The 21,473-nt window shown below is 41.1% G+C and carries 20 protein-coding genes; 16 read left to right on the top strand and 4 right to left on the bottom strand.

Translation table 11 applies throughout. The features are described from left to right. The first annotated feature begins 170 nt into the window (after nucleotides 1-170). The 16 genes from leuB to DW000_RS07775 all read left to right on the top strand — a co-directional run bounded on the left by leuB (nucleotide 171) and on the right by DW000_RS07775 (nucleotide 17,552). On the top strand, nucleotides 171-1,241 hold the full coding sequence (leuB, locus tag DW000_RS07850; protein WP_120055926.1) for a 3-isopropylmalate dehydrogenase: 1,071 nt from the start codon (nucleotides 171-173) through the stop codon (nucleotides 1,239-1,241). 231 nt (nucleotides 1,242-1,472) lie between these two features. Beyond that, complete coding sequence (locus DW000_RS07845; protein ID WP_012863703.1) at nucleotides 1,473-2,012, top strand: hypothetical protein; 540 nt, start codon at nucleotides 1,473-1,475, stop codon at nucleotides 2,010-2,012. A 309-nt stretch (nucleotides 2,013-2,321) separates the two neighbouring features. Continuing rightward, nucleotides 2,322-3,509 (top strand): flavodoxin domain-containing protein, encoded by a 1,188-nt coding sequence (locus DW000_RS07840; RefSeq protein WP_120055924.1) that lies wholly within the window; start codon nucleotides 2,322-2,324, stop codon nucleotides 3,507-3,509. A 692-nt stretch (nucleotides 3,510-4,201) separates the two neighbouring features. After that, nucleotides 4,202-5,932 carry an S-layer homology domain-containing protein gene (locus tag DW000_RS07835; RefSeq protein WP_120055922.1) on the top strand — a complete coding sequence of 577 codons (1,731 nt, stop codon included), beginning with the start codon at nucleotides 4,202-4,204 and terminating at the stop codon, nucleotides 5,930-5,932. A 410-nt stretch (nucleotides 5,933-6,342) separates the two neighbouring features. After that, entirely contained in the window at nucleotides 6,343-6,828 is a 486-nt protein-coding gene (locus DW000_RS07830; RefSeq protein ID WP_120055920.1) for a GNAT family N-acetyltransferase, read from the top strand. Between the two features lie 206 nt (nucleotides 6,829-7,034). After that, nucleotides 7,035-7,784, top strand: a complete 750-nt coding sequence (locus DW000_RS07825) for a DUF969 domain-containing protein (protein ID WP_105086814.1) — start codon at nucleotides 7,035-7,037, stop codon at nucleotides 7,782-7,784. Nucleotide 7,785: 1 nt separating this feature from the next. After that, complete coding sequence (locus DW000_RS07820; RefSeq protein ID WP_120055918.1) at nucleotides 7,786-8,715, top strand: DUF979 domain-containing protein; 930 nt, start codon at nucleotides 7,786-7,788, stop codon at nucleotides 8,713-8,715. A 114-nt stretch (nucleotides 8,716-8,829) separates the two neighbouring features. Then, nucleotides 8,830-9,483, top strand: a complete 654-nt coding sequence (pcp, locus tag DW000_RS07815) for a pyroglutamyl-peptidase I (protein WP_120055916.1) — start codon at nucleotides 8,830-8,832, stop codon at nucleotides 9,481-9,483. A gap of 222 nt (nucleotides 9,484-9,705) precedes the next feature. Then, the gene (locus DW000_RS07810) at nucleotides 9,706-11,001 is read left to right on the top strand and encodes a YadA-like family protein (protein ID WP_120055914.1); all 1,296 of its coding nucleotides are present in this window, start codon (nucleotides 9,706-9,708) and stop codon (nucleotides 10,999-11,001) included. 365 nt (nucleotides 11,002-11,366) lie between these two features. Then, nucleotides 11,367-12,482, top strand: a complete 1,116-nt coding sequence (locus DW000_RS07805; protein ID WP_120055912.1) for a glutathione S-transferase C-terminal domain-containing protein — start codon at nucleotides 11,367-11,369, stop codon at nucleotides 12,480-12,482. Nucleotides 12,483-12,513: 31 nt separating this feature from the next. Further along, complete coding sequence (locus tag DW000_RS07800) at nucleotides 12,514-13,839, top strand: MmgE/PrpD family protein (protein ID WP_120055910.1); 1,326 nt, start codon at nucleotides 12,514-12,516, stop codon at nucleotides 13,837-13,839. Next, complete coding sequence (locus DW000_RS07795; protein ID WP_021147573.1) at nucleotides 13,832-14,671, top strand: transporter substrate-binding domain-containing protein; 840 nt, start codon at nucleotides 13,832-13,834, stop codon at nucleotides 14,669-14,671. The genes DW000_RS07800 and DW000_RS07795 overlap by 8 nt, the downstream gene beginning before the upstream one ends. Before the next feature lie 55 nt (nucleotides 14,672-14,726). Next, nucleotides 14,727-15,443: an amino acid ABC transporter permease gene (locus DW000_RS07790; protein WP_120055908.1), complete on the top strand. Its 717-nt coding sequence runs from the start codon at nucleotides 14,727-14,729 to the stop codon at nucleotides 15,441-15,443. A gap of 6 nt (nucleotides 15,444-15,449) precedes the next feature. Continuing rightward, a complete protein-coding gene (locus DW000_RS07785; protein WP_120055906.1) occupies nucleotides 15,450-16,166 on the top strand; it encodes an amino acid ABC transporter permease in 717 nt (238 codons plus the stop codon). Then, a complete protein-coding gene (locus DW000_RS07780) occupies nucleotides 16,163-16,936 on the top strand; it encodes an amino acid ABC transporter ATP-binding protein (protein ID WP_060919253.1) in 774 nt (257 codons plus the stop codon). Before DW000_RS07785 ends, DW000_RS07780 begins: the two co-directional genes overlap by 4 nt. Nucleotides 16,937-17,069: 133 nt before the next feature. Beyond that, the gene (locus DW000_RS07775; RefSeq protein WP_120055904.1) at nucleotides 17,070-17,552 is read left to right on the top strand and encodes a GNAT family N-acetyltransferase; all 483 of its coding nucleotides are present in this window, start codon (nucleotides 17,070-17,072) and stop codon (nucleotides 17,550-17,552) included. A gap of 108 nt (nucleotides 17,553-17,660) precedes the next feature. Here the strand turns inward: DW000_RS07775 and rbsB are convergent, their stop codons facing one another. Genes rbsB through rbsD form a run of 4 tightly spaced genes read right to left on the bottom strand, consistent with a single transcriptional unit; the run spans nucleotide 17,661 to nucleotide 21,448 of the window. Further along, nucleotides 17,661-18,563, bottom strand: a complete 903-nt coding sequence (gene rbsB, locus DW000_RS07770; RefSeq protein ID WP_120055902.1) for a ribose ABC transporter substrate-binding protein RbsB — start codon at nucleotides 18,561-18,563, stop codon at nucleotides 17,661-17,663. Between the two features lie 9 nt (nucleotides 18,564-18,572). Next, on the bottom strand, nucleotides 18,573-19,508 hold the full coding sequence (gene rbsC / locus DW000_RS07765; protein ID WP_120055900.1) for a ribose ABC transporter permease: 936 nt from the start codon (nucleotides 19,506-19,508) through the stop codon (nucleotides 18,573-18,575). Next, nucleotides 19,508-20,989 (bottom strand): sugar ABC transporter ATP-binding protein, encoded by a 1,482-nt coding sequence (locus DW000_RS07760; RefSeq protein ID WP_120055898.1) that lies wholly within the window; start codon nucleotides 20,987-20,989, stop codon nucleotides 19,508-19,510. Before DW000_RS07760 ends, rbsC begins: the two co-directional genes overlap by 1 nt. A 45-nt stretch (nucleotides 20,990-21,034) precedes the next feature. Continuing rightward, nucleotides 21,035-21,448, bottom strand: coding sequence for a D-ribose pyranase (gene rbsD, locus DW000_RS07755; protein ID WP_012863711.1), 414 nt, complete (start codon nucleotides 21,446-21,448; stop codon nucleotides 21,035-21,037). Nucleotides 21,449-21,473: the final 25 nt, after the last annotated feature.

Here is a 21,473-nt window from a genome sequence, read left to right as displayed (position 1 = left end):
GCCAGGTCTGACTTCGGCCTACGGCCTCCGCAGGGCCAAAGTCGTTTTCAACGCGCATTCGGCTCTTGGGAGTGTGAAGGCTCGATACTGGCTATATAGATTTCTAACGGTGGAATAACGAAAGATGAGTTTGTGCTTCATCTATGACAGTTGTTATATGGAGAGGTAATATGAGCGAAAAGAATATTGTATTGATTCCTGGTGATGGTATCGGTACTGAGATTATTGCAGCAGCGAAGGCTGTGTGTGATGTGGCTTTTGAGAAAGCCAATGTAAAGGTTAATTGGATTGATAAGAAAGCGGGCGGTGCGTCTATTGATGCATACGGCGTGCCTTTGACTGAGGATACGATTGAGGCTTGTAAAGCGGCTGATGCTGTATTGCTCGGTGCTGTAGGCGGTCCTAAATGGGATAATGTCGATCCTTCTATCCGTCCTGAGAAAGCAATTCTAGGTCTTCGTAAGGAACTTGGTTTATTCTGTAACTTGCGTCCTGTAAAAATCTATCCATCCTTGCAAGAGTATTCTCCACTTAAAAAGGAACTAGTACAAGATGTAGATTTCGTTATCGTTCGTGAGTTAACTGGTGGTATTTATTTTGGTGAACGGGAAGAGGCACAAGGTGAAGGTGCTAACGAGTTCGCTTGGGATAAAGAAACGTACAGCCGTTATGAAGTAGAGCGCATCATGGACATCGCTATGGAAACAGCTCGTAAACGCAACAAAAAGGTTGTATCCGTAGATAAAGCAAATGTATTGGCTTCTTCTCGCTTGTGGCGCAAAGTTGCGCAAGAGAAAGCTGCTGCCAATCCAGATATTGCAACAGATTACCTTTATGTAGATAACACCGCGATGCAGCTCGTTGTAAATCCTGCACAGTTTGACGTTATCGTTACGACAAACTTGTTCGGCGATATCTTGTCCGACGAAGGTGCTGTTATCTCTGGTTCTATCGGGCTTTTACCATCTGCATCCATGGGTACCGGTACTGCATTGTACGAGCCAATCCACGGATCCGCACCGGACATCATGGGCCAAAACTTGGCAAATCCGTTGGGGACAATCTTGTCCGCTGCGATGATGTGTCGTCATTCCCTTGATTTACCTCAAGTGGCTGACGCTATTGAAAGTGCTGTAGAACAAGTGCTCGTTGATGGTTACCGCACTGGCGATATCTACCGCGAAGGGTTGAAACGAGTAGGTACAACAGAAATGGCGCAAGCCGTAATTGAACGTTTATAAAAGTAATGAATTAAGATTCCTGAAAGGTATTAACGTGAGTTACGTCATTTTTAAAATCGTATTATAAGCGTTAAGATATAGGTATTATAATATATTTGTCCAATTAAAAAAGAGAAGGTTGTAAGGCCCTCTCTTTTTTTGTAGGACACTAGCGGTATACGTAGTTGTTCTTCATATATTAGAGTGCTATATTGGTAGATGTATGGCAAAATATTCTTTAAGGAGGCCTTTATGAATTCTTCGATGTATCGAAATTTAACCATTACTGCTTTATTGATGGCACTAGCCATTATGATTCCTATCGTGATGCCTTTGAAAGTTGTGATTCCACCGGCATCGTATACATTGGCGAGTCATGTTCCTATATTCCTAGCCATGTTCTTATCTCGTAAGATGGCAGCTTGTGTCGTGATAGGTTCTACTCTAGGTTTCTTTGTAGCAGGGTTCCCACTTGTTATCGTTATGCGTGCTGCATCTCATATCATCTTTGCCTTGATGGGGGCTTACTATATTAAACATCATCCAGGTGTATTAACAGGGGCTCTATCCTTTGTTGCGTTTAACCTTGCTTGTGCTATCGTTCACGCTATTGGTGAGGTACTAGCATGCCTATTGTTCTATACTACCACTACGATGCCAAACATTGATCTCATCTACGTTGTATTTGTTCTTGTAGGTGGCGGTACCATCGTTCACAGCTTGGTTGATGGATATATTGCATTATATATCTATAAAGCTATCCCTGGACTATCTAAATCGGGTAATAAATAATCATATAATTACATATACTCGTAACCACTCATGGGAAATCGATGTGTACTAATGTACGGCATGTGATTACCTATGAGTGGTTTTTATAATAATTCTCAAATCTGTACCTACAGATACAGATTTAATTATGCGATATGATTATAATAAAACCATAATTAATGACCGATTTATGTTGTATTCATTGATACAACATGGGGCCATATATTGGGGAATACCGGTGAAAGTTGCTTCTCTCATCTGTGGGCCTTTATAGACTCATTAAAAGATATGAGGTGAGTATATTTACTTTCACAGAACATGGAGGTTATTATGAGAAAGCACATTAAAAACAACGTATCATGGGTTGGTAAAATCGACTGGGAATTGCAAGAGTTTCACGGCTCTGATTACACCATTAATAATGGATCTAGCCAAAATGCCTATTTGATTGAAGAGGAGAAGACGGTCCTCATCGATACTGTATGGAAACCACATTCCTCCGAGTTCATTGATAATTTGGAATCTGAAATTGATTTGAATACGATTGATTTCATCGTATGTAACCACGGCGAAGTGGATCACAGCGGTTCCTTGCCTGCATTGATGGAAAAAATTCCTAATACGCCTATTTATTGTACAGAAAATGCTGTTAAGTCCTTGGTTGGACAATATCATCACCCTGAATGGAATTTTAAAACTGTTAAAACAGGGGACTCCGTAGATATTGGGAATGGTAAATCCTTGGTGTTTGTGGAAATGCGCATGCTCCACTGGCCTGATTCCATGGCGACGTACATGACAGGGGATAATATCTTGTTCTCCAACGATGCATTTGGTCAACATTTCGCTGTAGAGGAATTATGGGCAGATAAGGCCGATCAATGCCGTCTATGGGAAGAGGCAATGAAATATTACGCTAATATCTTGAATCCATTCTCTCCATTGGTAAAAGCTAAAGTTGAAGAAATTCAAAAGCTTAACTTGCCAATCGATATCATAGCGACTAGTCATGGCGCGATTTGGCGTGAAAATCCAATGCAAATTGTAGAAAAATACTATGAATGGTCGCAAGCGTACCAAGAGGATCAAATCACAATTGTATACGACACTATGTGGGATGGCACCAAGAAGTTGGCACATAAGATTGCCGAAGAAATTGCGAAACAATCCCCTGATACACGTGTTAAGATTTTTAATATTAGTAAAACCAATAAAAATGACATTATGACAGAAGTCTTTAAGTCTAAAGCTATTGCTGTAGGGTCCCCAACAGTAGGTAATAGCGTATTATCTTCCGTAGCTGGTTGGCTTGATTTCTTGCGTGAGTTGAAATTCAAAAATAAAAAGGCTGCTGTATTTGGTACCTATGGCTGGTCTGGTGAATCTACAAAGGTACTCCGTGAAGAGTTGACTAAATACGGATTCTCTGTAGTAGAACCTGAAATTAAATGTAACTGGAACCCCGAAGAATCCGACTTTAATAAAGCAGAAGCACTTGTAAGTGCATTATTAGTATAATTACATATAATAAAGAAAGATTCTTGTTATAAAGCCCCTATCTTCATGAAGAGTAGGGGCTTTCTTTCTTTGATCATATATATATAATATTGGTCAATATAAATCATATTTGTCATGTTTATTCTCATAACATTCTCGTTATTGTCTTTTTGAGCATTGATTTGCATTGATAGATACTGCTACTATAGAAATATAAAATTATAATAAAATGAAAAACTTTTGATTAAATATACAAAATAGTTTAATTCATATATAATTCATGAATTAAGTGTGAATGGGGTGTAATAAGGGTAAAAGGTATATTTTTCGTACTTATAAGGTGGTTATTTATTTATAAGTTATACAGTTTGTTACATGAGAAAAGTTTACAAAGTTGCGAAAAATTTAACTCATAAGGGAAAATAATGAGTAAAATTTATTTCCCTATAAAGCTAGGAATAAAGCGGATTCTGATAGGTATAAAAACTTGTTAATTTAATTTGTGTTAGAAAAAAGGGTTGTGTATATCGTAAAACTTTGATATGCTATGCGGGTAATCGACAATATAAATTTTTCTTAAACTGATATAGGGGTATTTCTTTATGCTAATTTAGAATATTCACTTGTTCAGACCGAGGTGAGAGACGGAACATAGAGAGAATGAAAAATTGTATTGTAATTTGGATGATTTTTTAATTTAGTGAGGGTGTAAGATGAGAGAAATGAAACATTCCAAAAAATTAGCGTTTGCTGTATTGGCTGCTGTCACTGCTGTTGGTGCGAATGTTAATCCGGTAGACGCTGCTTCTGTTGTAATGGACAACACTAATGTTGTTACAGGTGCTAATAATGCAGTTGCGTATGGTAGCGGTAATACTGTAAAAGAATCTGATGCAAACTTCCGTGATCGTGATTACGAAAATGAGCCAGATGATGCTACAAAGAAAACTGGTGACTGGAAAAGTAATTCTGTCGCTATTGGTGTTAATAACACTGCAGCAGGCACCTCTGCATTAGCAATGGGTAATTCTTCCAAAGCGTTGATGAATGAATCTATTGCTATTGGTCATTCTGCTGAAGCACAACGTACATGGTCTACTGCTATTGGTACACGTGCAAAGGCTTCCGAAGTTCGCTCACAAGCTATTGGCTATGAAGCATTAGCATCTGGTTATAAATCTAATGCGATTGGTTCTAGCGCACAAGCAACCAATAATCATTCTGTTGCTATGGGTTCCTCTGCCCTTGCATCTGGTGATCATGCTCAAGCATTTGGCGCAGGTGCACAGGCAACTAACGTGCGTTCTAATGCTTTTGGTTCTGATGCAAGTGCTACAGCTGACTACGCTATGGCGATTGGTGATCATGCAAATGCAACACATTTAAACTCTATCGCTTTAGGTACAGGTTCCACTACAACCGAAGCTACAGCACAAAGTAGTGCAACCATCGCTGGTCATACGTTCGGTGGCTTTGCTGGCGTAGGTTCTGCAGCTAATGGTTCCGTGTCCGTAGGTAAAGCTGGTGCTGAGCGTCAAATTAAAAATGTTGCTCCTGGTGAGCTTTCCGCTACTTCTACAGATGCTGTAAACGGTAGCCAATTATATTCCGTAGCTAATGATTTACAAACACAAATCAACAATTCCACACCTGGTCAAATTAATAACAATATTAAGAACTTGACTAATCGTGTTGGTACTGTTGAAAGACGGGTTAACAAAGTAGGTGCAGGTTCCGCTGCATTGGCTGCATTGCACCCATTGGATTTCAACCCAGATGATAAATGGACAATTGCTGCTGGCTATGGTCACTACCATAATGCTAACTCCGCTGCGTTGGGTGCATTCTACCGTCCTAACGAAGACACAATGTTCTCCGTTGGTGGTACTGTAGGTACTGGCGAAACTCAATTGAACGCGGGGGTATCTATTCGCCTTGGTAAACGTTCCCCTGAATCCCGCTCTCGCGTAGCTATGGGTCGTGAAATTGCTGAATTGAACGCACGTCTTCAAGATATGGAAAACAAATATAATAACTTGTTACAAATCTTGACTCCACATGCAATTGATCCAAGCAAAACTGCTGAATTTCCAGATGTTCCTCGCAACCACTGGGCTTACCAATATATTAGCCAATTGGCTGGTAATGGTATCCTTGTTGGCTACCCTGATGGCACATTCAAAGGCGATGTTAAGATGACTCGTTACGAATTCGCTACAATGTTGTATCGTGCACTTCAAAATGGTGCTCCTATTGACGAAAACATGAAACGTGCATTGAATGAATTCGGTCCTGAATTACAAAATATTCGTCTTAACCACTTCCGTGTTGATCGTATTTCTGGTGATGATAACGATCGTCATAAAACTGAACGTGTTCGCGTTAACAACGAACCTAAAAACGAACGTGACGTATACGGTTCCCGTATATACAATAATCAATAGGATTAACTTTTCTAGAGTTTGTAAAAGCTAAAAACAGGATGTATCTTTGATACATCCTGTTTTTTTGTCTAAATCTTTTTGTGGTATTGTGCTTATTTTATAGGAATTCGTCAATTATGGTTAGACGGAATGAAATCGTTGACTGATATCTAAATTGTATTCTGCTTATTTTTATACGAACTTGCTATTTGTTGAGATTTGAGGTTTTAATTTATCTGGCACATAGTATGGCTGAGGTTTGGAGAATATATTACATTATTGCATATGAGATTTCCTTTATAGATATTATGATTTTATATAATATTTATGTAAATATATTGCAAATAAATACATATAGGTGTATAATTACTTTCACAAAGTGAATTAATATACGTAGTTTGTGAATAAAATATAGATATGAGGGAAAGACCATGAAAGAATTTAGACAATTAACAGTAGCAGACACAGCAGAATATCATAAGGTATTAATCGACGGTTATGCAGCTATAAAAGACTATCCCATTAGCTTCGACGCTATTGATTTTACGGAAGAGGAATCTAAGGAGTGGATTGAAAATTATCCTGTATACGGCTTGTATATTGATGGGCAATTAGTTAGTTCTATTACGTTTTGTATGCCTTGGGTGAAATACTCAACACCGGATAAATATCCGCATATTGCTCATTTTGTAACAGCACCAGCTTTCAAAGGCAAAGGATATGCACGGGAAGTCTTGGGCTATGCAGAGGAGCTTTTAAAAGAACAGTATAAAACACATATTGTTACATTAGGAACGGCTAAGGAGCATCCGTGGTTGCCTAAAATGTATGAATCCTTTGGATTTACTGCGTATGATAAGGTTCATTTTAGAGGAAAACAGCATACAACTATATTATTTAAGAAAGAATTAAATTAATTAAGAAAGCGTTATATTAATTATGTAAATTACCTTGTACTCTATTTGAGTGTTTTATGCTCTGATCGCAGATCAGGGACATTCACTAAATTTAGATACAAGGTATTTTTTTGTAAGATTATGACTATTCAGTATATAATATATACATATAACGTATCTTTATGGTTATATGTGTTATGGATGATTTGTAGAAAGGATGTGTCCATATGTTGATTTTGTCAGGTATTTTAGTGATGGTCATCGGTCTAATGCTACGCTTTAATGCCTTGTTAGTTGTCGTAGCCGCAGGTTTTGTAACGGGCCTTGCAGGTGGTCTCAGTATCAATGATATTGTTGGTGCTATTGGGGAGGCCTTTGTTAAAAATCGTTATATGTCATTATTTATTTTGATTTTACCTGTTATTGGTCTTATGGAACGTCACGGCTTACGTGAACGGGCAGAAATTTTGATTGGCAAGATCAACGCTGCTACTGCAGGGCGTATCTTTATGATTTATTTATTTGTGCGCCAAGTAACAGTAGCTTTTGGTATTAACATGTCTGGTATGGTTGCCATGGTTCGTCCATTAATCGCTCCTATGAGTGAAGCTGCGGTAGCTCAAGGTCGTCCAGTATCTCAACGTACGCTTGATAAGGTGCGTGGTGTAGCTGCTTCTGCGGATAATATAGGTAACTTCTTCGGTCAAAACTTATTCCTTGCTGCTGGTGGGTTATTACTCATCAAAGGCGTTATGGAACAATTAGGTTATTCTGTAGAGTTAACAGATATGGTATTGTACGGATTGCCAACTGCTATTTGTGCATATATTGTTAACTTCATTCGTTTTATTATCTTTGATAAAACAATTCAAGCCTCTGTAGCTCGTGACGAAGCGGATATGAAAGCTGGTAAATTAGTACCTAATGAGTTAAATATTCTTGTTACACCAGAAGAATTGAAGAAGGAGGCTGAATAATATGTTAGAAATACTCTATAAAATGCAGCCCTTAGATTATGTATATCTTCTCGTAGGGATTATTCTATTTATCTTTGCTATTCAATCATTTTTAGATAAAGAACATAAATATCGCATTGGTACAGGCTTATTTTGGCTCTTATATAGCATATCCTTTATCTTTGGTTCTTATCTCTCCAAGGAAATTAATGGCTGGCTTGTAATTGCTATGGCAGCTATCGTACTAGTAAAACAACTCGGCAAAGGCCATTACTTTGAATCTCCTATCGAATTCAAAAAAGGCGAAGCTGTTCGTATTGGCAATGTTATCTTTGTACCAGCATTACTTGTTGGTATTATTACATTCTTCATTGGTTTCTTTACTAAGTTAGGCGCTCTTGTTGGTCTAGGTATTGCCGCAATCATCGCTATGTGTGCTGCTCTTTTTATTACAAAGGGCGAACTTAACCAAGGTTTCCATGAAGGCCGTCGACTTATCGATGCTATCAGTTGGACTGCTATTTTGTCCCAGTTATTAGCGGCTCTTGGGTATCTATTTAATTTGGCTGGCGTTGGTAAACTTATCTCCAGTGCAGTCGCAAGTGTAGTACCAGCAGATAATGTATTCCTCGTTGTTGTGGCATATTGCATTGGTATGGTTATCTTCACAATGATTATGGGTAATGCCTTTGCCGCATTTGCGATGATTACAAGTGCCATCGGTATCCCAATGCTCGTTGTAGCTCATGGTGCTAACCCAGCTGCTGTCGGTGCTATTGCAATGCTTGCAGGCTATTGCGGTACTTTGATGACACCTATGGCTGCCAACTTTAACATCGTACCGGTAGCGCTCCTTGAAATGCGCGACCAATACGGCGTTATTAAAGCACAACTTCCAATTGCATTAATCATGCTCGTATTGAATATTCTATTAATGTATTACTTTATTTAACCCTTTTCTGTGAAAGCACGATATGCTTATGAAACTATATGATATATCTTCTAAGGTTATATATCATGTTTAATTGTTCTAATGCACCATAAGATATCGTTATGAGGTAGTGTGATGAAAACAATTTTGATTACCGGTTTTGATCCATTTGGCGGTGAACCTATTAATCCGGCTTGGGAAGCGGTCAAAACAATGGATGGTTATACTGATGGTGATTACAAGGTAGTGACACAAATGGTTCCTACCATTCGTTATAAATCTGTTGATACTGTAAAAGCAGCCGCTGAACAGTGCCAACCAGATTTTATCCTGTGTGTAGGTCAAGCAGGTGGTCGTCCTGATATTACAGTGGAACGAGTTGCTATTAACTGCGACGATTTTCGTATCCCAGATAATGGGGGCAATCAACCGGAAGATGAGCCTGTTGTAGCCGATGGCCCTAGTGCCTATTTTGCGACATTGCCCATAAAAAATATCGTCAATGCGTTACATCAAAACGGTATTCCTGCTAAGGTCTCCAATACAGCGGGAACCTTTGTATGCAATCACTTGATGTATGGTGTATGTCACTATGCTGCACAAAAAGGCAATATTAAGGCGGGCTTTATGCACATCCCATACTTGCCATCCCAAGTGGTGGATAAACCAAATCAACCTAGCATGGCCGTTGAAACTGTACGTGCCACATTGGAAACCATTGTTCATGTATTGTCTCACGGTAAAAGCTACGAAGCGCAAAATATTACATATACAACTCCACATGAATAATACATAGAACAGAGCCACAACATATCAATGTTGTGGCTCTATTTCTGTATATATAAATAATTATAACTTATGTATAGAGTTTACTGGAACTTTAAAAATGTGTGATAAAAGCACGTTTTTCACGCACGTAATAAATATCATAGATAAGTATATCTAATTGTAATAAATATTCATCATAGAGTATACTTAACCTGATAAGTTATTTGTTATTAGGAGGGTTCTATGAGGGAAACTAAAAAAGCATTGGTATTAGCAGTATGTTTAGGCTGTGGTATGATGACAACAGGCTTAGCAGCCGATAATACGCCTGTAAATCCTGGAACAAGTGCACCAGCTATGACGTTTGTGGATTCTAAACGAGCCATCTTTATTGGTAAAGATCAAGGATATACTAATAATGGTTGGGTTGGTGATGTGTTAGCTATCGGTTATGGCGGTTATGGAAAGCAAGATGCATTGGCTGGAGAAACGGTAATTATCGGTAATGCGAGTGGTGGTAATGCACGTGGTGCAACTGTTGTGGGTCAACGTGCTGGTACAACAGGAGAAAATTCAACCATAATTGGTTCTAATGCCTCTGCTTCTATGTATAGTACAAAAACTACAGGTGCGGTTGCTGTGGGCAGCTATAGTAAAGCTTATGCTACAGAAAGTCAAGCATTGGGGTACTTCTCCGAAGTAGATGCTAAAAATGATCGAGGTGTAGCTCTGGGGGCACGCTCTAAATCAACTGTACAGGCTGGAGAGAAAGGCTATCTCATTAAAGATAGCGATGGGAATGCTGCTGTTTGGGTTTCTAAAATGGGTGCCGTTGCAGTAGGTTCTAAAGATTACGGTAATCGCCAAATTACAAATGTTGCAGCTGGTACGCGTGACGATGATGCGGTCAATGTAGCGCAACTTAAGCGTGTTCGTGAAGATGCAACCTATATAGGTGGTGTAGGCACTACAGTTACCGATAATCATGCTGTTAATGTTAATGTAGGTGAGGGATTACATGTAGAGGACAACGCGTTAGTGGCGGATGTGAAAACAAGAGATATTGATGCCATCAAGCAATCTATTTCCTCTAGTTCCGGTGCAATTCAGCATATCGATACAGATATTAAGCGCATTGATTCTAATATCAACCGATTAGATACGAATATTAATCGAGTAGGTGCTATGAGTGCTGCCTTAGCAGGGCTTCATCCTGTTATATCTGATGATGGTACAAAATGGAATGTCGCTATTGCTGGGGGCGCTTATAAAGGGGAAAAAGCAATGGCTTTAGGTGCCTTCTTTACACCGAATAAGACTGCGCAATTTTCTGTAGGTTCTACGGTAGGCCAAAATAGTACGATGTTTAATGTAGGGGCTTCCTTCAAAGTGGGACCAGCAGGAGAAAAGGTAAATTCACCAGATAATGGTGCTATTCGTGCATTAACTCAAGAAGTAGAAAGCTTGAAAGCACAACACGAAGCAGATGCTGATCGTATTGCAGTCTTGGAAGCAAAAGTTAATGCATTGACAAAATAAAAATACTTATAAGATGGCAAGAGAGGGTGCTAATCTGAAGGTTCTATGGAAATCAAGATATTCGTTGCAATGGTAATATCTACGATTTAGGATAGAAATATATAATTTTATTATATAGTGTATATTATGAAATAACTTATCTATGTAGTGTAAGGTAGGGATATATCTGAGTTAAGATATATCCCTATTTTTTACATTAAATTATATAAATTTTAAATACCCACTATTGACATAGGTTTTTAAATAATATAATATAGGTTTATATTCATATTGAGTTAGTAGGAATGGTTGAGGGATATCACAAAAGCTTTCACCATAAAAAGTGGAATAAAGCTAATGGGGATGACCTTTATAAGGAGTATAGAATGAGTGAACATGTAGATGTAAGTAAAGTCAAGGATCCTACTATTGCGGCGGCTCGAAAAGAAGTTGAGTTTCAACGCGCTATGAATCCTTGTCCTATCGATTTTTCTGAGTTTCAATCTAGTAACCCTCGTTCTCAAGGGGAGCAGAAGGAGTATGAAGGTAAAGATGCATCGAATTTTAACCGTCGTCAAAAATATTCTGATAGTGAAGAGCCTCAATTCACAACACCTTTTGGCAGTGAACCAGGGTTTCTACCTGTAGAAAAGGACCGTTACCGCCTTGTATGGTCTAAGCATTGCCCTTGGGCTCACCGTATTGCTATTGCCATCGATTTGCTCGGACTAGATAAAGTGATTTCAAAAGGTACGGTTGATCCATTGCGTCCTGCAGGTGTAATTGCAGACTGGTTCTTTACCCTTGATAAGGATGAGAAGGACCCTGTATTGGGCATTCACTCCTTAGGTGAAGCGTACCGCAAAGGCGACCCTAATTACGATGCACGCTCCACAGTACCAGCTATCATAGATGTTACAACAGGTGCTGTTGTAAATAATGACTACCATGCGTTGACTACAGAATTAGCATTAGGTTTTAAAGATTTTGTGTCCCCTGATGCGCCAGATATTTATCCTGAGGAATTGCGTGCCGACATAGATGCATTGAATGTAATCATCTACGCTGACTTCAACTTGGCTGTAAACTTGGCAGCTCTCGTAACAAACCAAAAAGATTACGAATACTACTATGATCGTATCTTTGCTCGCTTAGATTGGCTTGAAGAACGCCTTAGCAAGCAACGTTACTTGATGGGGGATACCATTACAGATCCAGATATCCGTATTTTCCCAACATTAGCGCGCTTTGACCTCGTGTTCTACCAAAAATACTTGGTGAATAAAAAACGCCTCGTAGACTATCCAAATCTTTGGAACTACGCGAAGGATTTGTATTCTAATCCAGCCTTCGGTGGCACAACAGACTTCGACTCCATGCGCAAACGCTTCTACTATGTAGACCATACGCCATTTGAAGACCTACCACGCCTTGTTCCAAAAGGTCCAGATGACTCCATTTGGTTAGAACCAAATGACCGTGCTGAAAAATTTGGTAAATAATAGATTGTATAGATAACTGAAAGAGGGCTCCATGGATTCCGTAACACAGACGATTGTGAACTACATAGAACAAACGGATGTGACGAACCGTGAGGACCTCCTGTCAGTGGCTCGCATTGCTTTTCTAGATTATTTGGCATCTCTAGCGCCGGCTGAGACGGAACAGGCCGTTCAAAATTTGGCTCGGTTCATCGGGACTAATGGAGAAAACGTATCTAAAGCCGATAAAGCTTTGTATTATGGCTTTGCCTCCCATTATTTAGATTTTGATGATGCTCAGGCAAATCTGGCAGGTCATTTCAGTACTGTTTTATATTCTGCTTTGTTGGCAGTGCTCGAGCCGTATGATACATGGCATGATTTCCTTCGTGCCTATATCATCGGGGCCGAGTTAGAGGGAATTATTGGTTCCCTTATTAATCCTGCCCATCGGACCCAAGGATGGCATTCTACGGGGACCGTTGGTGTTATTGGGGCGGCGGCCGCTATAGGCGCTTTGAGAGGTCTTCATGGTGAAAGCTTGGCTCAGCTCCTGTCTTTGGCTGCCACACAATCGGTAGGCATGTTTTTTCAAAGTGGTACAGATGGTAAGCCGCTCCATGCGGGACTGGCAGCACGCAATGGCGTATGGGCTTACGAACTGTTACAACATACATCACTTAAAACAAGTACAAAACCGTTTGACCCTGAACGGGGTTGGTTTAAAACTATCGGTAATATTACCGTTACATCAAATGACATCGCTGGCCGTTGGCTAGCATCAGGACAACTCATTGATCCTGGTCTGTGGATGAAAGTCCACCCCTATTGCTCGGCAGCCATTTGTGGCGCTGAAGCAGCAGAAATCGTGGCACATAGACTATATACATCTGATTTGTTCTTGTGGGATGAGATAGATCGAGTGACTGTTCACTTCCCACCTAGTGCTGATGTGGCATTGCGCTATACATCGCCAACAACAGGTCGAGAAGGGCAGTTTTCCATAGAGTACATCGTGTACCAAGTCCTCGCGTATGGGGTGGTACAGGATGAACTATTTAAGATAGACAGCATAGACCAATCAGTACGGGACTATATGTCGCGTATAGAGCGTGTCTACGATATGCCGAAGGTATCTCAAACGGAGCGGATTACGAAAGTAACCGTTACCTTGAAAAACGGAGATACTTTCACAGAAACGGTGAACAATCCAAAAGGATCACCGAATAATCCTCTCACTATGGAGGATATACGCATTAAACTAGGCCTTACCTTGAAGGCTGATCAAATAGATAGAATCATTGAAGCTTTTACCCATACAGATGAGGTTGAGCCATTCCTGCAAACATTGCGAAAAGAAGGAGTTTTACATGTTTAATACAAAGAAATTGACGAAATTATTTGCTATTGGCGCTTTGGCACTAGGTGTGCTTGTGGTGGCTGGTTGCGGTGACGATACATCTAAGGATGCAAAGGTAAATCCTGATGCTAAAGTCATTAACGTAGCTACACGCGGTACAGTTCGCCCCTATTCCTATACAGATGATAATGGCAACCTTACTGGTTTTGACGTAGAATTGTTGAAAGAAATTGAGCGTCGTAATCCAGACCTTCACTTCAACTTCAAGCCAATGGCCGTTGATGCTGCCTTTGTAGCGATGGATGCAGGTCAAGTGGATATGATCGCCAACCAAATGCGTCGCAATCCTACACGTGAAGCAAAATACTACTACACAAATGAGGTTAATAACTATTCTACACGTAAATTGGTAGTTAAAAACGACCGCAACGATATCTCTAAACTAGATGATTTGAAAGGCAAGAAAATCGCCGTTACTACATCCTCTGAGTTCAACGAATTAGTAAAACAATTTAACGAAACAGCAAATCCTCAAATCGAAGTTATCTACACAGATAAAGCAGGTGCAGAAACATTAAACCTTGTTGCTACAGGCCGTGCTGATGCAGCAGGTGAGTATGAATACGTAATTAACTCTGCTATTAAAGACCGTGGCTTGCCACTCAAAGCTGTAGGTGATGTATTGGCCGTAGTACCAACTTATTTCTTGTCTAAACGTACAGATGACATGAAACAAGTAAACGAAAAAATCGATAAAACTATGAAAGAAATGCGTGCAGATGGTACGTTGAAAAAACTTTCTGAACAATATCTTGGTGGGGATTACACATTCGATCCAACACAAAAATAACGGATAGGCCGCCTTGGCGGCCTTATTCTATTATGTCTAGAAGCGAGGTGCTACTGTGGGCAAGTATTTTGATGTGTCCTACATGATCCAAGCGTTTCCACAGCTCTTGAATTATGTGCATGTAACGGTGCTCATCACCGTTATTTCTGCCATCTTAGGTGTTATTTTGGGCTCTATCATAGCCATCATTCGTCTCAAGAAGGTTCCAGTATTAAACCAATTATTTATCGTATTTATTTCCTTTATGCGGGGCACTCCGTTCTTGGTACAGCTCTTCCTTATTTACTTTGGGGTACCAGAAATCATGTCCCACATGGGGCTTAACATGAAAAATGTGCCAGGCCTCGTATTTGTGTATGCCGTGTTTACCTTACATATTGCAGCTTACAGCGCTGAAATCATGCGCTCCAGTATTGAAGCGGTAGCTCCTGGTGAGAAGGAAGCTGCTAAAAGCCTTGGTATGACCGAGTTCCAAAGCTATGTGCGCATCATCTTGCCGCAGGCTTTCACCATGAGCATTCCACCGTTGACGAACCTCGTTATTGGCATGCTGAAAGGAACGGCGCTCATCTTTAACGTCGGTGTTGTCGATATGATGCGTAAAGCGGATCTCATGGGCGGCAATAGTCAGCGCTATCTTGAGTTATTCGTCGATGCAGCCATCATTTATGGCATTCTAATTATCATCGTGTCCCTCTTGGGCCGATTGCTTGAAAAACGTTTTACCGTTGCGGGCAAGGAAACGCAACGCATTTTGATCAGTGAGGAGTAGGGGCTAATGGGACATATAATTGATTCAACCTATATTTATGGCACCTTCTTTGCTGTCATTCCTTATGTGAAAGTTACCCTCATGATTACCTTCCTCAGCGTTGGTTTGGGTACAATCCTAGGATTATTAAGTTGCGTGCTACAACAAAACAAAGTACCTGTACTCAGTCAGCTCAGTTACTTGTACGTATTATTGTGTCGTAGTATTCCGAACATGGTTCTCTTATACCTCGTGTACTATGGCTTGCCAATTCTGTTCCTCGCATTAGAGGATCAAACAGGCGTGCATGTGCCCTTTGAAAAGGTACCAGCTACCTTCGTAGCCGTTGTGGGCTTAACTTTGCACACAGGGGCGTATTTGAGTGAAATCTTCCGGGCTGCCTTACAATCGGTACCAAAAGGGCAAATGGAAGCGGCTCAAGCAATCGGTATGACCTGGTTCCAAGCGTTCCGCCGTATCGTATTGCCACAAGCTACAGTCTTTGTGTTGCCATTATTTACGAACCAGTTTCTTAACACCATGAAGAGTACAAGTATTGTATTCGTCATTACTGTTATTGAACTATTCGGCGCTGCAAAGTTATATACAGAGGAAAATTCACAGTATTTTGAGGCCTACATCGTGGTGGCCGGTCTATTCTGGGTGATGGGGATTGTCTTTGAATTTATCTTCCATCGTTTAGAAATCTATGCAAGCAAGTATAAACGAGGTAATGCATTATGATAGATATTAAACAAGTTCACAAATCCTTCGGGAACCGTGAAATTTTAAAGGGCATTGACCTACATGTACCAACGGGGTCTGTAACGGTTATCCTTGGCCCATCCGGTAGTGGTAAGACGACATTCCTTAGAACATTGAATTTCCTTGAAAAGGCCGATGCAGGGACAATGCAATTAAATGATATTTCCGTAGACTTACACAAAGCATCTAACAAGGAAATCCTAAACGTACGCCGTAACACATCCATGGTATTCCAGTCCTATAACTTGTTCTCTAATAAGACCGTTATTGAAAATATTATGGAAGGCCTTGTAACGGTTAAGAAGATGAAAAAATCTCAAGCCCGTGAAATTGCTCAACGCTTCCTCAAGGAAGTAGGCATGGAAGGCTATGATGATTACTATCCGGTACAATTATCTGGGGGCCAACAACAACGTATCGGTATCGCTCGCGCCCTTGCGATGGATCCAGAGGTTATCCTCTTTGACGAACCTACATCTGCTCTCGACCCAGAACTCGTAGGCGAAGTATTGGCTGTTATCCGTAAGATTGCAAAAGAGTTAAAGGTAACGATGATTATCGTAACCCACGAAATTGGCTTTGCGAAAGAAGTGGCAGACCAAGTCGTATTCATGGAAGGCGGTGTTATCGTAGAACAAGGGGACCCTAAGGTTGTCCTTGAACATCCGAAAGAAGAACGGACTCGCAAATTCTTGAGCCGTTACCTTACGCTAGATAGCGAATTGCCTCTTGATAGCGCAGCGTTATAAGGCTCTGCTAGCTCTGTTTTAAAATACTAGTATTATATTAAAAATGTGATACTGTATTGATATAGCTAATTCTAATGTGCAATCTAATGACGCAGTTAGTTTATGATTAGAGCATTTTGAACGAGGTAAATAGATGAAAGAATTTAGACAATTAACCGTAGATGATGCGGCTGAATATCACGAGGTGTTGATTGCAGGCTATGCGGAGAATAAGAACTATCCTATATCCTTCGATGCTATCAACTTTAGCCCAGAAGAGTCTCGGGCGTGGATCTTAAAATATCCTGTATTTGGTCTCTACGTAGATGGTTCCTTAGTATGCTCTATTTCATTCCGCATGCCTTGGATTCCAAAGGCTACACCAGATGTATATCCGCACATTGCACACTTCGTGACGGCCCCTGAACATAAGGGAAAGGGCTATGCTCGTGAAGTTTTAGCTGAAGCAGAAAATCTACTGCGCAATGTATATAAAACACCAGCCGTAACACTAGGTACTGCCGCAGAACACCCATGGCTTGCCAAAATGTATGAAGGCTTTGGCTTTAAAGAATATAAACGAACACAACTACCTGGGAAGGTACATACGACCATATTCTTTAAGAAAATATTGTAGTTACCAAAATTCATTGCATTCTTCAAAGAATTTTTGGAACGAGAGCCAAAATAAAAAGAGTCGCATCAAAGGATGCGACCCTTTTTTGTACCCAGTTTCTATTTACAATTATTTTGTAACAACTTTAAGATCTACAGGGATTTTAGCTTCTACAGCTTCGCCTTTGATAACTTTTTGAGCTGTATCGATAGCGATTTTACCCATTTGGTCTGGTTGTTGAGCAATTGTTGCAGCCAATGTGCCGTCTTGAACCGCTTTGTCTGCGTCAGCAGTACCGTCGAAGCCTACGATGAAGATTGTTTTGCCTGCGGATTTAGCCGCTTGAATAGCGCCTAATGCCATTTCGTCGTTATGAGCGAAGATAGCTTGTACATCTGGGTTAGCTTGCAAGATATTTGTTGCTACGTTCAAACCTTTTGTGCGGTCGAAGTCAGCGCTTTGTTTTGCTACTACTGTTAAGTCTTTGTCAGCTACGTTGTGGAAACCTTGGCCCCGTTCACGAGTTGCGGAAGCACCAGGGATACCTTCGATTTCAGCTACTTTAGCAGCTTTGCCTACTTTATCAGCGATCAGTTGAGCTGCCATTTCGCCGCCTTTTACGTTATCGGAAGCGATGTGAGCAACTACTTTGCCTTTATCAGCAGAGCGGTCAACAGTGATTACAGGAATGTTTTTAGCATTTGCTGCTTCTACGGAAGTAGAGATAGCTGCAGAATCTACAGGGTTGATGATCAATACGGAAACACCGCTTTCAAGCAAGTCGGAAATATCGTTTGCTTGTTTTGCAGGGTCGTTTTGAGCATCAACGATTTTAACCTTAAGACCAAGCGCTTTAGCTTGAGCCTCAACGCCTTCCTTCATAGTTACGAAGAATGGGTTGTTCAATGTGGAAACAGAGAAGCCGATCGTGCCGGATTTTTTGTCGCCGCCGTTATCAGTGCTTTTACCACAGCCTGATACAAGACCGATAACCATGATAGCCATCGCCAACAGTAACAATAGTTTTTTCATAGGAACCTCCTAGGCTTTCTTGCGATCTGCAAGAACCGCCAATAAAATGACAATACCTTTTACGACTTGTTGATAGAAACTGGAAACGTCGAGAATATTTAACCCGTTGTTGAGGGTACCGATAATTAAGGCACCGATGAGTGTGCCAACGATATGACCACGACCACCAGCAAGGCTTGTACCGCCAAGAACTACCGCTGCGATAGCGTCTAGTTCGTAGCCCGCGCCTGCTGTAGGTTGTGCAGAGTTAAGATGAGAAGTGATGATTGCACCAGCGATACCACAGAGCATACCAGTTAAGGCATACACGAAGATTTTAACGCGGTCAATCTTGATACCTGCAATGTAACTAACCTTTTCACTACCACCAACGGCGTATGTTTTACGACCTAAGGAAGTGCGGCTCAATACGAACCAGAGAATGATGAAAGCTAGGAACATTGTGATAGCTGGAACTGGAAGGCCTGCGATGTCTCCTTGGCCAAAGCCGTGGAATAGAGGATCTTGTGTAAGGCCGGAGATTGGGTTACCGTCTGTGAATACTAGCGTTGCACCACGGTAGATGGTCATGGTTGCCAAGGTAGCAATAAATGGAGCTACGCGACCATAGGTAATAACGAGACCGTTAATACCACCCAATACGAGGCCGGCACCTGCGGCTAACACGATAGCCAATACAGGGTCAGTACCAGTTACAATGAGGTTTGCCATCACTGCACTGGATAGGGCGAGGATGGAACCAACGGATAAGTCGATTCCGCCCGTTAAGATGACGAAAGTCATACCAAAGGCGATAATCGCATTGATGGATACTTGGCGCAATAAGTTACGCAAGTTAGAAAATTCAAGGAAACTGTCGTTCATGACAGATATAATGATAAATAATAGGATGAGGCCGATGAGGGGGCCTAATTTTTTTACATATTGCAGAGCTTTGCTGTCCATTATTGTCCTCCTGTGGCTAATGTCATAATCGATTCCGGTGTTGCTTCGCTGCGGTCCAAGATACCTGCTACACGGCCTTCGTGAATGACCATAACGCGGTCGCTCATGCCCAGCACTTCAGGTAACTCAGAGGAAACCATGATAATGGACACACCATCGTTCGTTAATTCGTTCATTAAATCATAAATATCACGTTTCGCACCGATGTCGATACCCCGTGTCGGTTCGTCCATGATGATAATGGATGGCTTTTTACCAACCCATTTCGCGATAACCACCTTTTGTTGGTTACCACCAGAGAGGGAGGACGCCGCTTCGTGAATAGATTGTGTTTTAACGCCTAGCTTTTTAGACAATTCGTCAGCAAAGGAATTGAGTTTACTCTTATCTAGTACATGAGATGGACAAATCTCGCCAAGATTCGGCAATGTAATATTGGAACCGATGGAGAAATCGAGGATCAACCCTTCGCTCTTTCTGTTTTCTGTGATGAAAGCAATGCCTGCTTTGATGGCATCTTCTGGTTTTTTACAGTTGAGAACGGAGCCGTTTACTGTTACGGTACCGCCATTGTGCTTATCTACGCCAAAGATAGCGCGCATGATTTCTGTACGGCCAGCGCCCATGAGACCTGCTACGCCGAGAATTTCCCCTTTACGCAAGGAGAAGGAAATATCGTTGTCGAAACCTTCAGGTTTGAGGTTGTCCACGCTCATAACCCCGTCGCCCGGTGTTGTAGTGCGAGCAGGGTAGAACTCGTCGATGGAACGGCCTACCATGTGACGTACCACTTCGTCTACGGAAATATCAGATGTTGGTTTAGTGATAATTGTGTGACCATCACGCATAACCGTAATTGTGTCACATTCGCTAAATACCTCTTCCATACGATGAGAGATATATACGATAGCAACGCCGCGGGCTTTCATTTTGCGCATCATGTTGAACAATGTCGCCGTTTCACGCTCTGTGAGGGCTGCTGTCGGTTCGTCCATGATGACAACCTTTGCATCTAACATCAAGATACGAAGGATTTCCGTCATTTGTTGGTGACCAACGGAGCAAAGGCCTGCTTCTGTTGTGAGTGGCAATTCGATGCCTAGTTCGCGGCATGTGTTTTCAGCCTCAGTGAGCATCGCCTTTTTGTCGAGCATACCAAATTTGTTGTGCTTTGGTCTCATTAAATATAGATTTTCTAACAATGTTAGATTTGGCCAAATGTTGAGCTCTTGGTGGATGAAAGCTACACCGTTCAGCTCGGCCTCTCTCGGGTTCGGGAAGGTACGCTCTACGCCGTCGATGGTGATTGTACCAGCGTCTGCTTTGTGAATACCGGTGAGGATATTCATGAGCGTAGATTTGCCGGCGCCGTTTTCGCCCATCAAGGCGTGAACCTCGCCCTCCTTGAGGGTAATACTTACATCGCGCAACACTTGGTTTGTACCAAATGCCTTCGCAATGCCTGACATAACAATTTCCATAACTACTCCTATATGACTGGTGAAAGTATATCTTAATCTATTATTCTACGGACGATCGCTGAAAATACAATCGGCGCGCAAGATAATGTTCGCATACGGAGATGCTTCACCAGTTCTAATAATGCACTTGCATTGTTTTGTTGCTTCTTTGAAAGCATCGTGGCTCGTTTCAATCCATTCGTATTGCTCGGATGGGAAGGTAGACTCTAAGAAGGCGTAAGCCTTAGGATTGTTTTCTTTAATTTCTGTTGCCACATGAATCGCTTCGGATTTCATATGCTTAGCGATGATGGATACTACTTGCTCAAAGCTTGGTACGCCGAAATCTAAAGCTAAGTCAATTTTTTGAACCCCTTCAGGTACCGGTAAGCCACAATCAGAGATACAAATTGTATCTGTGTGACCTAAATCTGCAAGAACCTTAGCGATATGGCTATTTAAAATGCCGTGTCGTTGCATAAATAACTCCTTATCTATTCAATAT

The sequence above is a fragment of the Veillonella sp. AF36-20BH genome (assembly GCF_003602765.1).
Taxonomy (GTDB): Bacteria; Bacillota; Negativicutes; order Veillonellales; family Veillonellaceae; genus Veillonella; species Veillonella hominis.
This window is presented reverse-complemented; position numbering and strand designations above follow the sequence as displayed.

Coding starts and splice junctions, on each gene's coding strand:
- DW000_RS07800 (WP_120055910.1), top strand. CDS start 12,514: ATGGATTCCGTAACACAGACGATTGTGAACTACATAGAACAAACGGAT.
- DW000_RS07760 (WP_120055898.1), bottom strand. CDS start 20,989: ATGGAAATTGTTATGTCAGGCATTGCGAAGGCATTTGGTACAAACCAA.
- DW000_RS07830 (WP_120055920.1), top strand. CDS start 6,343: ATGAAAGAATTTAGACAATTAACAGTAGCAGACACAGCAGAATATCAT.
- DW000_RS07805 (WP_120055912.1), top strand. CDS start 11,367: ATGAGTGAACATGTAGATGTAAGTAAAGTCAAGGATCCTACTATTGCG.
- DW000_RS07840 (WP_120055924.1), top strand. CDS start 2,322: ATGAGAAAGCACATTAAAAACAACGTATCATGGGTTGGTAAAATCGAC.
- DW000_RS07795 (WP_021147573.1), top strand. CDS start 13,832: ATGTTTAATACAAAGAAATTGACGAAATTATTTGCTATTGGCGCTTTG.
- leuB (WP_120055926.1), top strand. CDS start 171: ATGAGCGAAAAGAATATTGTATTGATTCCTGGTGATGGTATCGGTACT.
- DW000_RS07825 (WP_105086814.1), top strand. CDS start 7,035: ATGTTGATTTTGTCAGGTATTTTAGTGATGGTCATCGGTCTAATGCTA.
- rbsC (WP_120055900.1), bottom strand. CDS start 19,508: ATGGACAGCAAAGCTCTGCAATATGTAAAAAAATTAGGCCCCCTCATC.
- DW000_RS07845 (WP_012863703.1), top strand. CDS start 1,473: ATGAATTCTTCGATGTATCGAAATTTAACCATTACTGCTTTATTGATG.
- rbsD (WP_012863711.1), bottom strand. CDS start 21,448: ATGCAACGACACGGCATTTTAAATAGCCATATCGCTAAGGTTCTTGCA.
- pcp (WP_120055916.1), top strand. CDS start 8,830: ATGAAAACAATTTTGATTACCGGTTTTGATCCATTTGGCGGTGAACCT.
- DW000_RS07775 (WP_120055904.1), top strand. CDS start 17,070: ATGAAAGAATTTAGACAATTAACCGTAGATGATGCGGCTGAATATCAC.
- DW000_RS07810 (WP_120055914.1), top strand. CDS start 9,706: ATGAGGGAAACTAAAAAAGCATTGGTATTAGCAGTATGTTTAGGCTGT.
- DW000_RS07835 (WP_120055922.1), top strand. CDS start 4,202: ATGAGAGAAATGAAACATTCCAAAAAATTAGCGTTTGCTGTATTGGCT.
- rbsB (WP_120055902.1), bottom strand. CDS start 18,563: ATGAAAAAACTATTGTTACTGTTGGCGATGGCTATCATGGTTATCGGT.
- DW000_RS07785 (WP_120055906.1), top strand. CDS start 15,450: ATGGGACATATAATTGATTCAACCTATATTTATGGCACCTTCTTTGCT.
- DW000_RS07780 (WP_060919253.1), top strand. CDS start 16,163: ATGATAGATATTAAACAAGTTCACAAATCCTTCGGGAACCGTGAAATT.
- DW000_RS07820 (WP_120055918.1), top strand. CDS start 7,786: ATGTTAGAAATACTCTATAAAATGCAGCCCTTAGATTATGTATATCTT.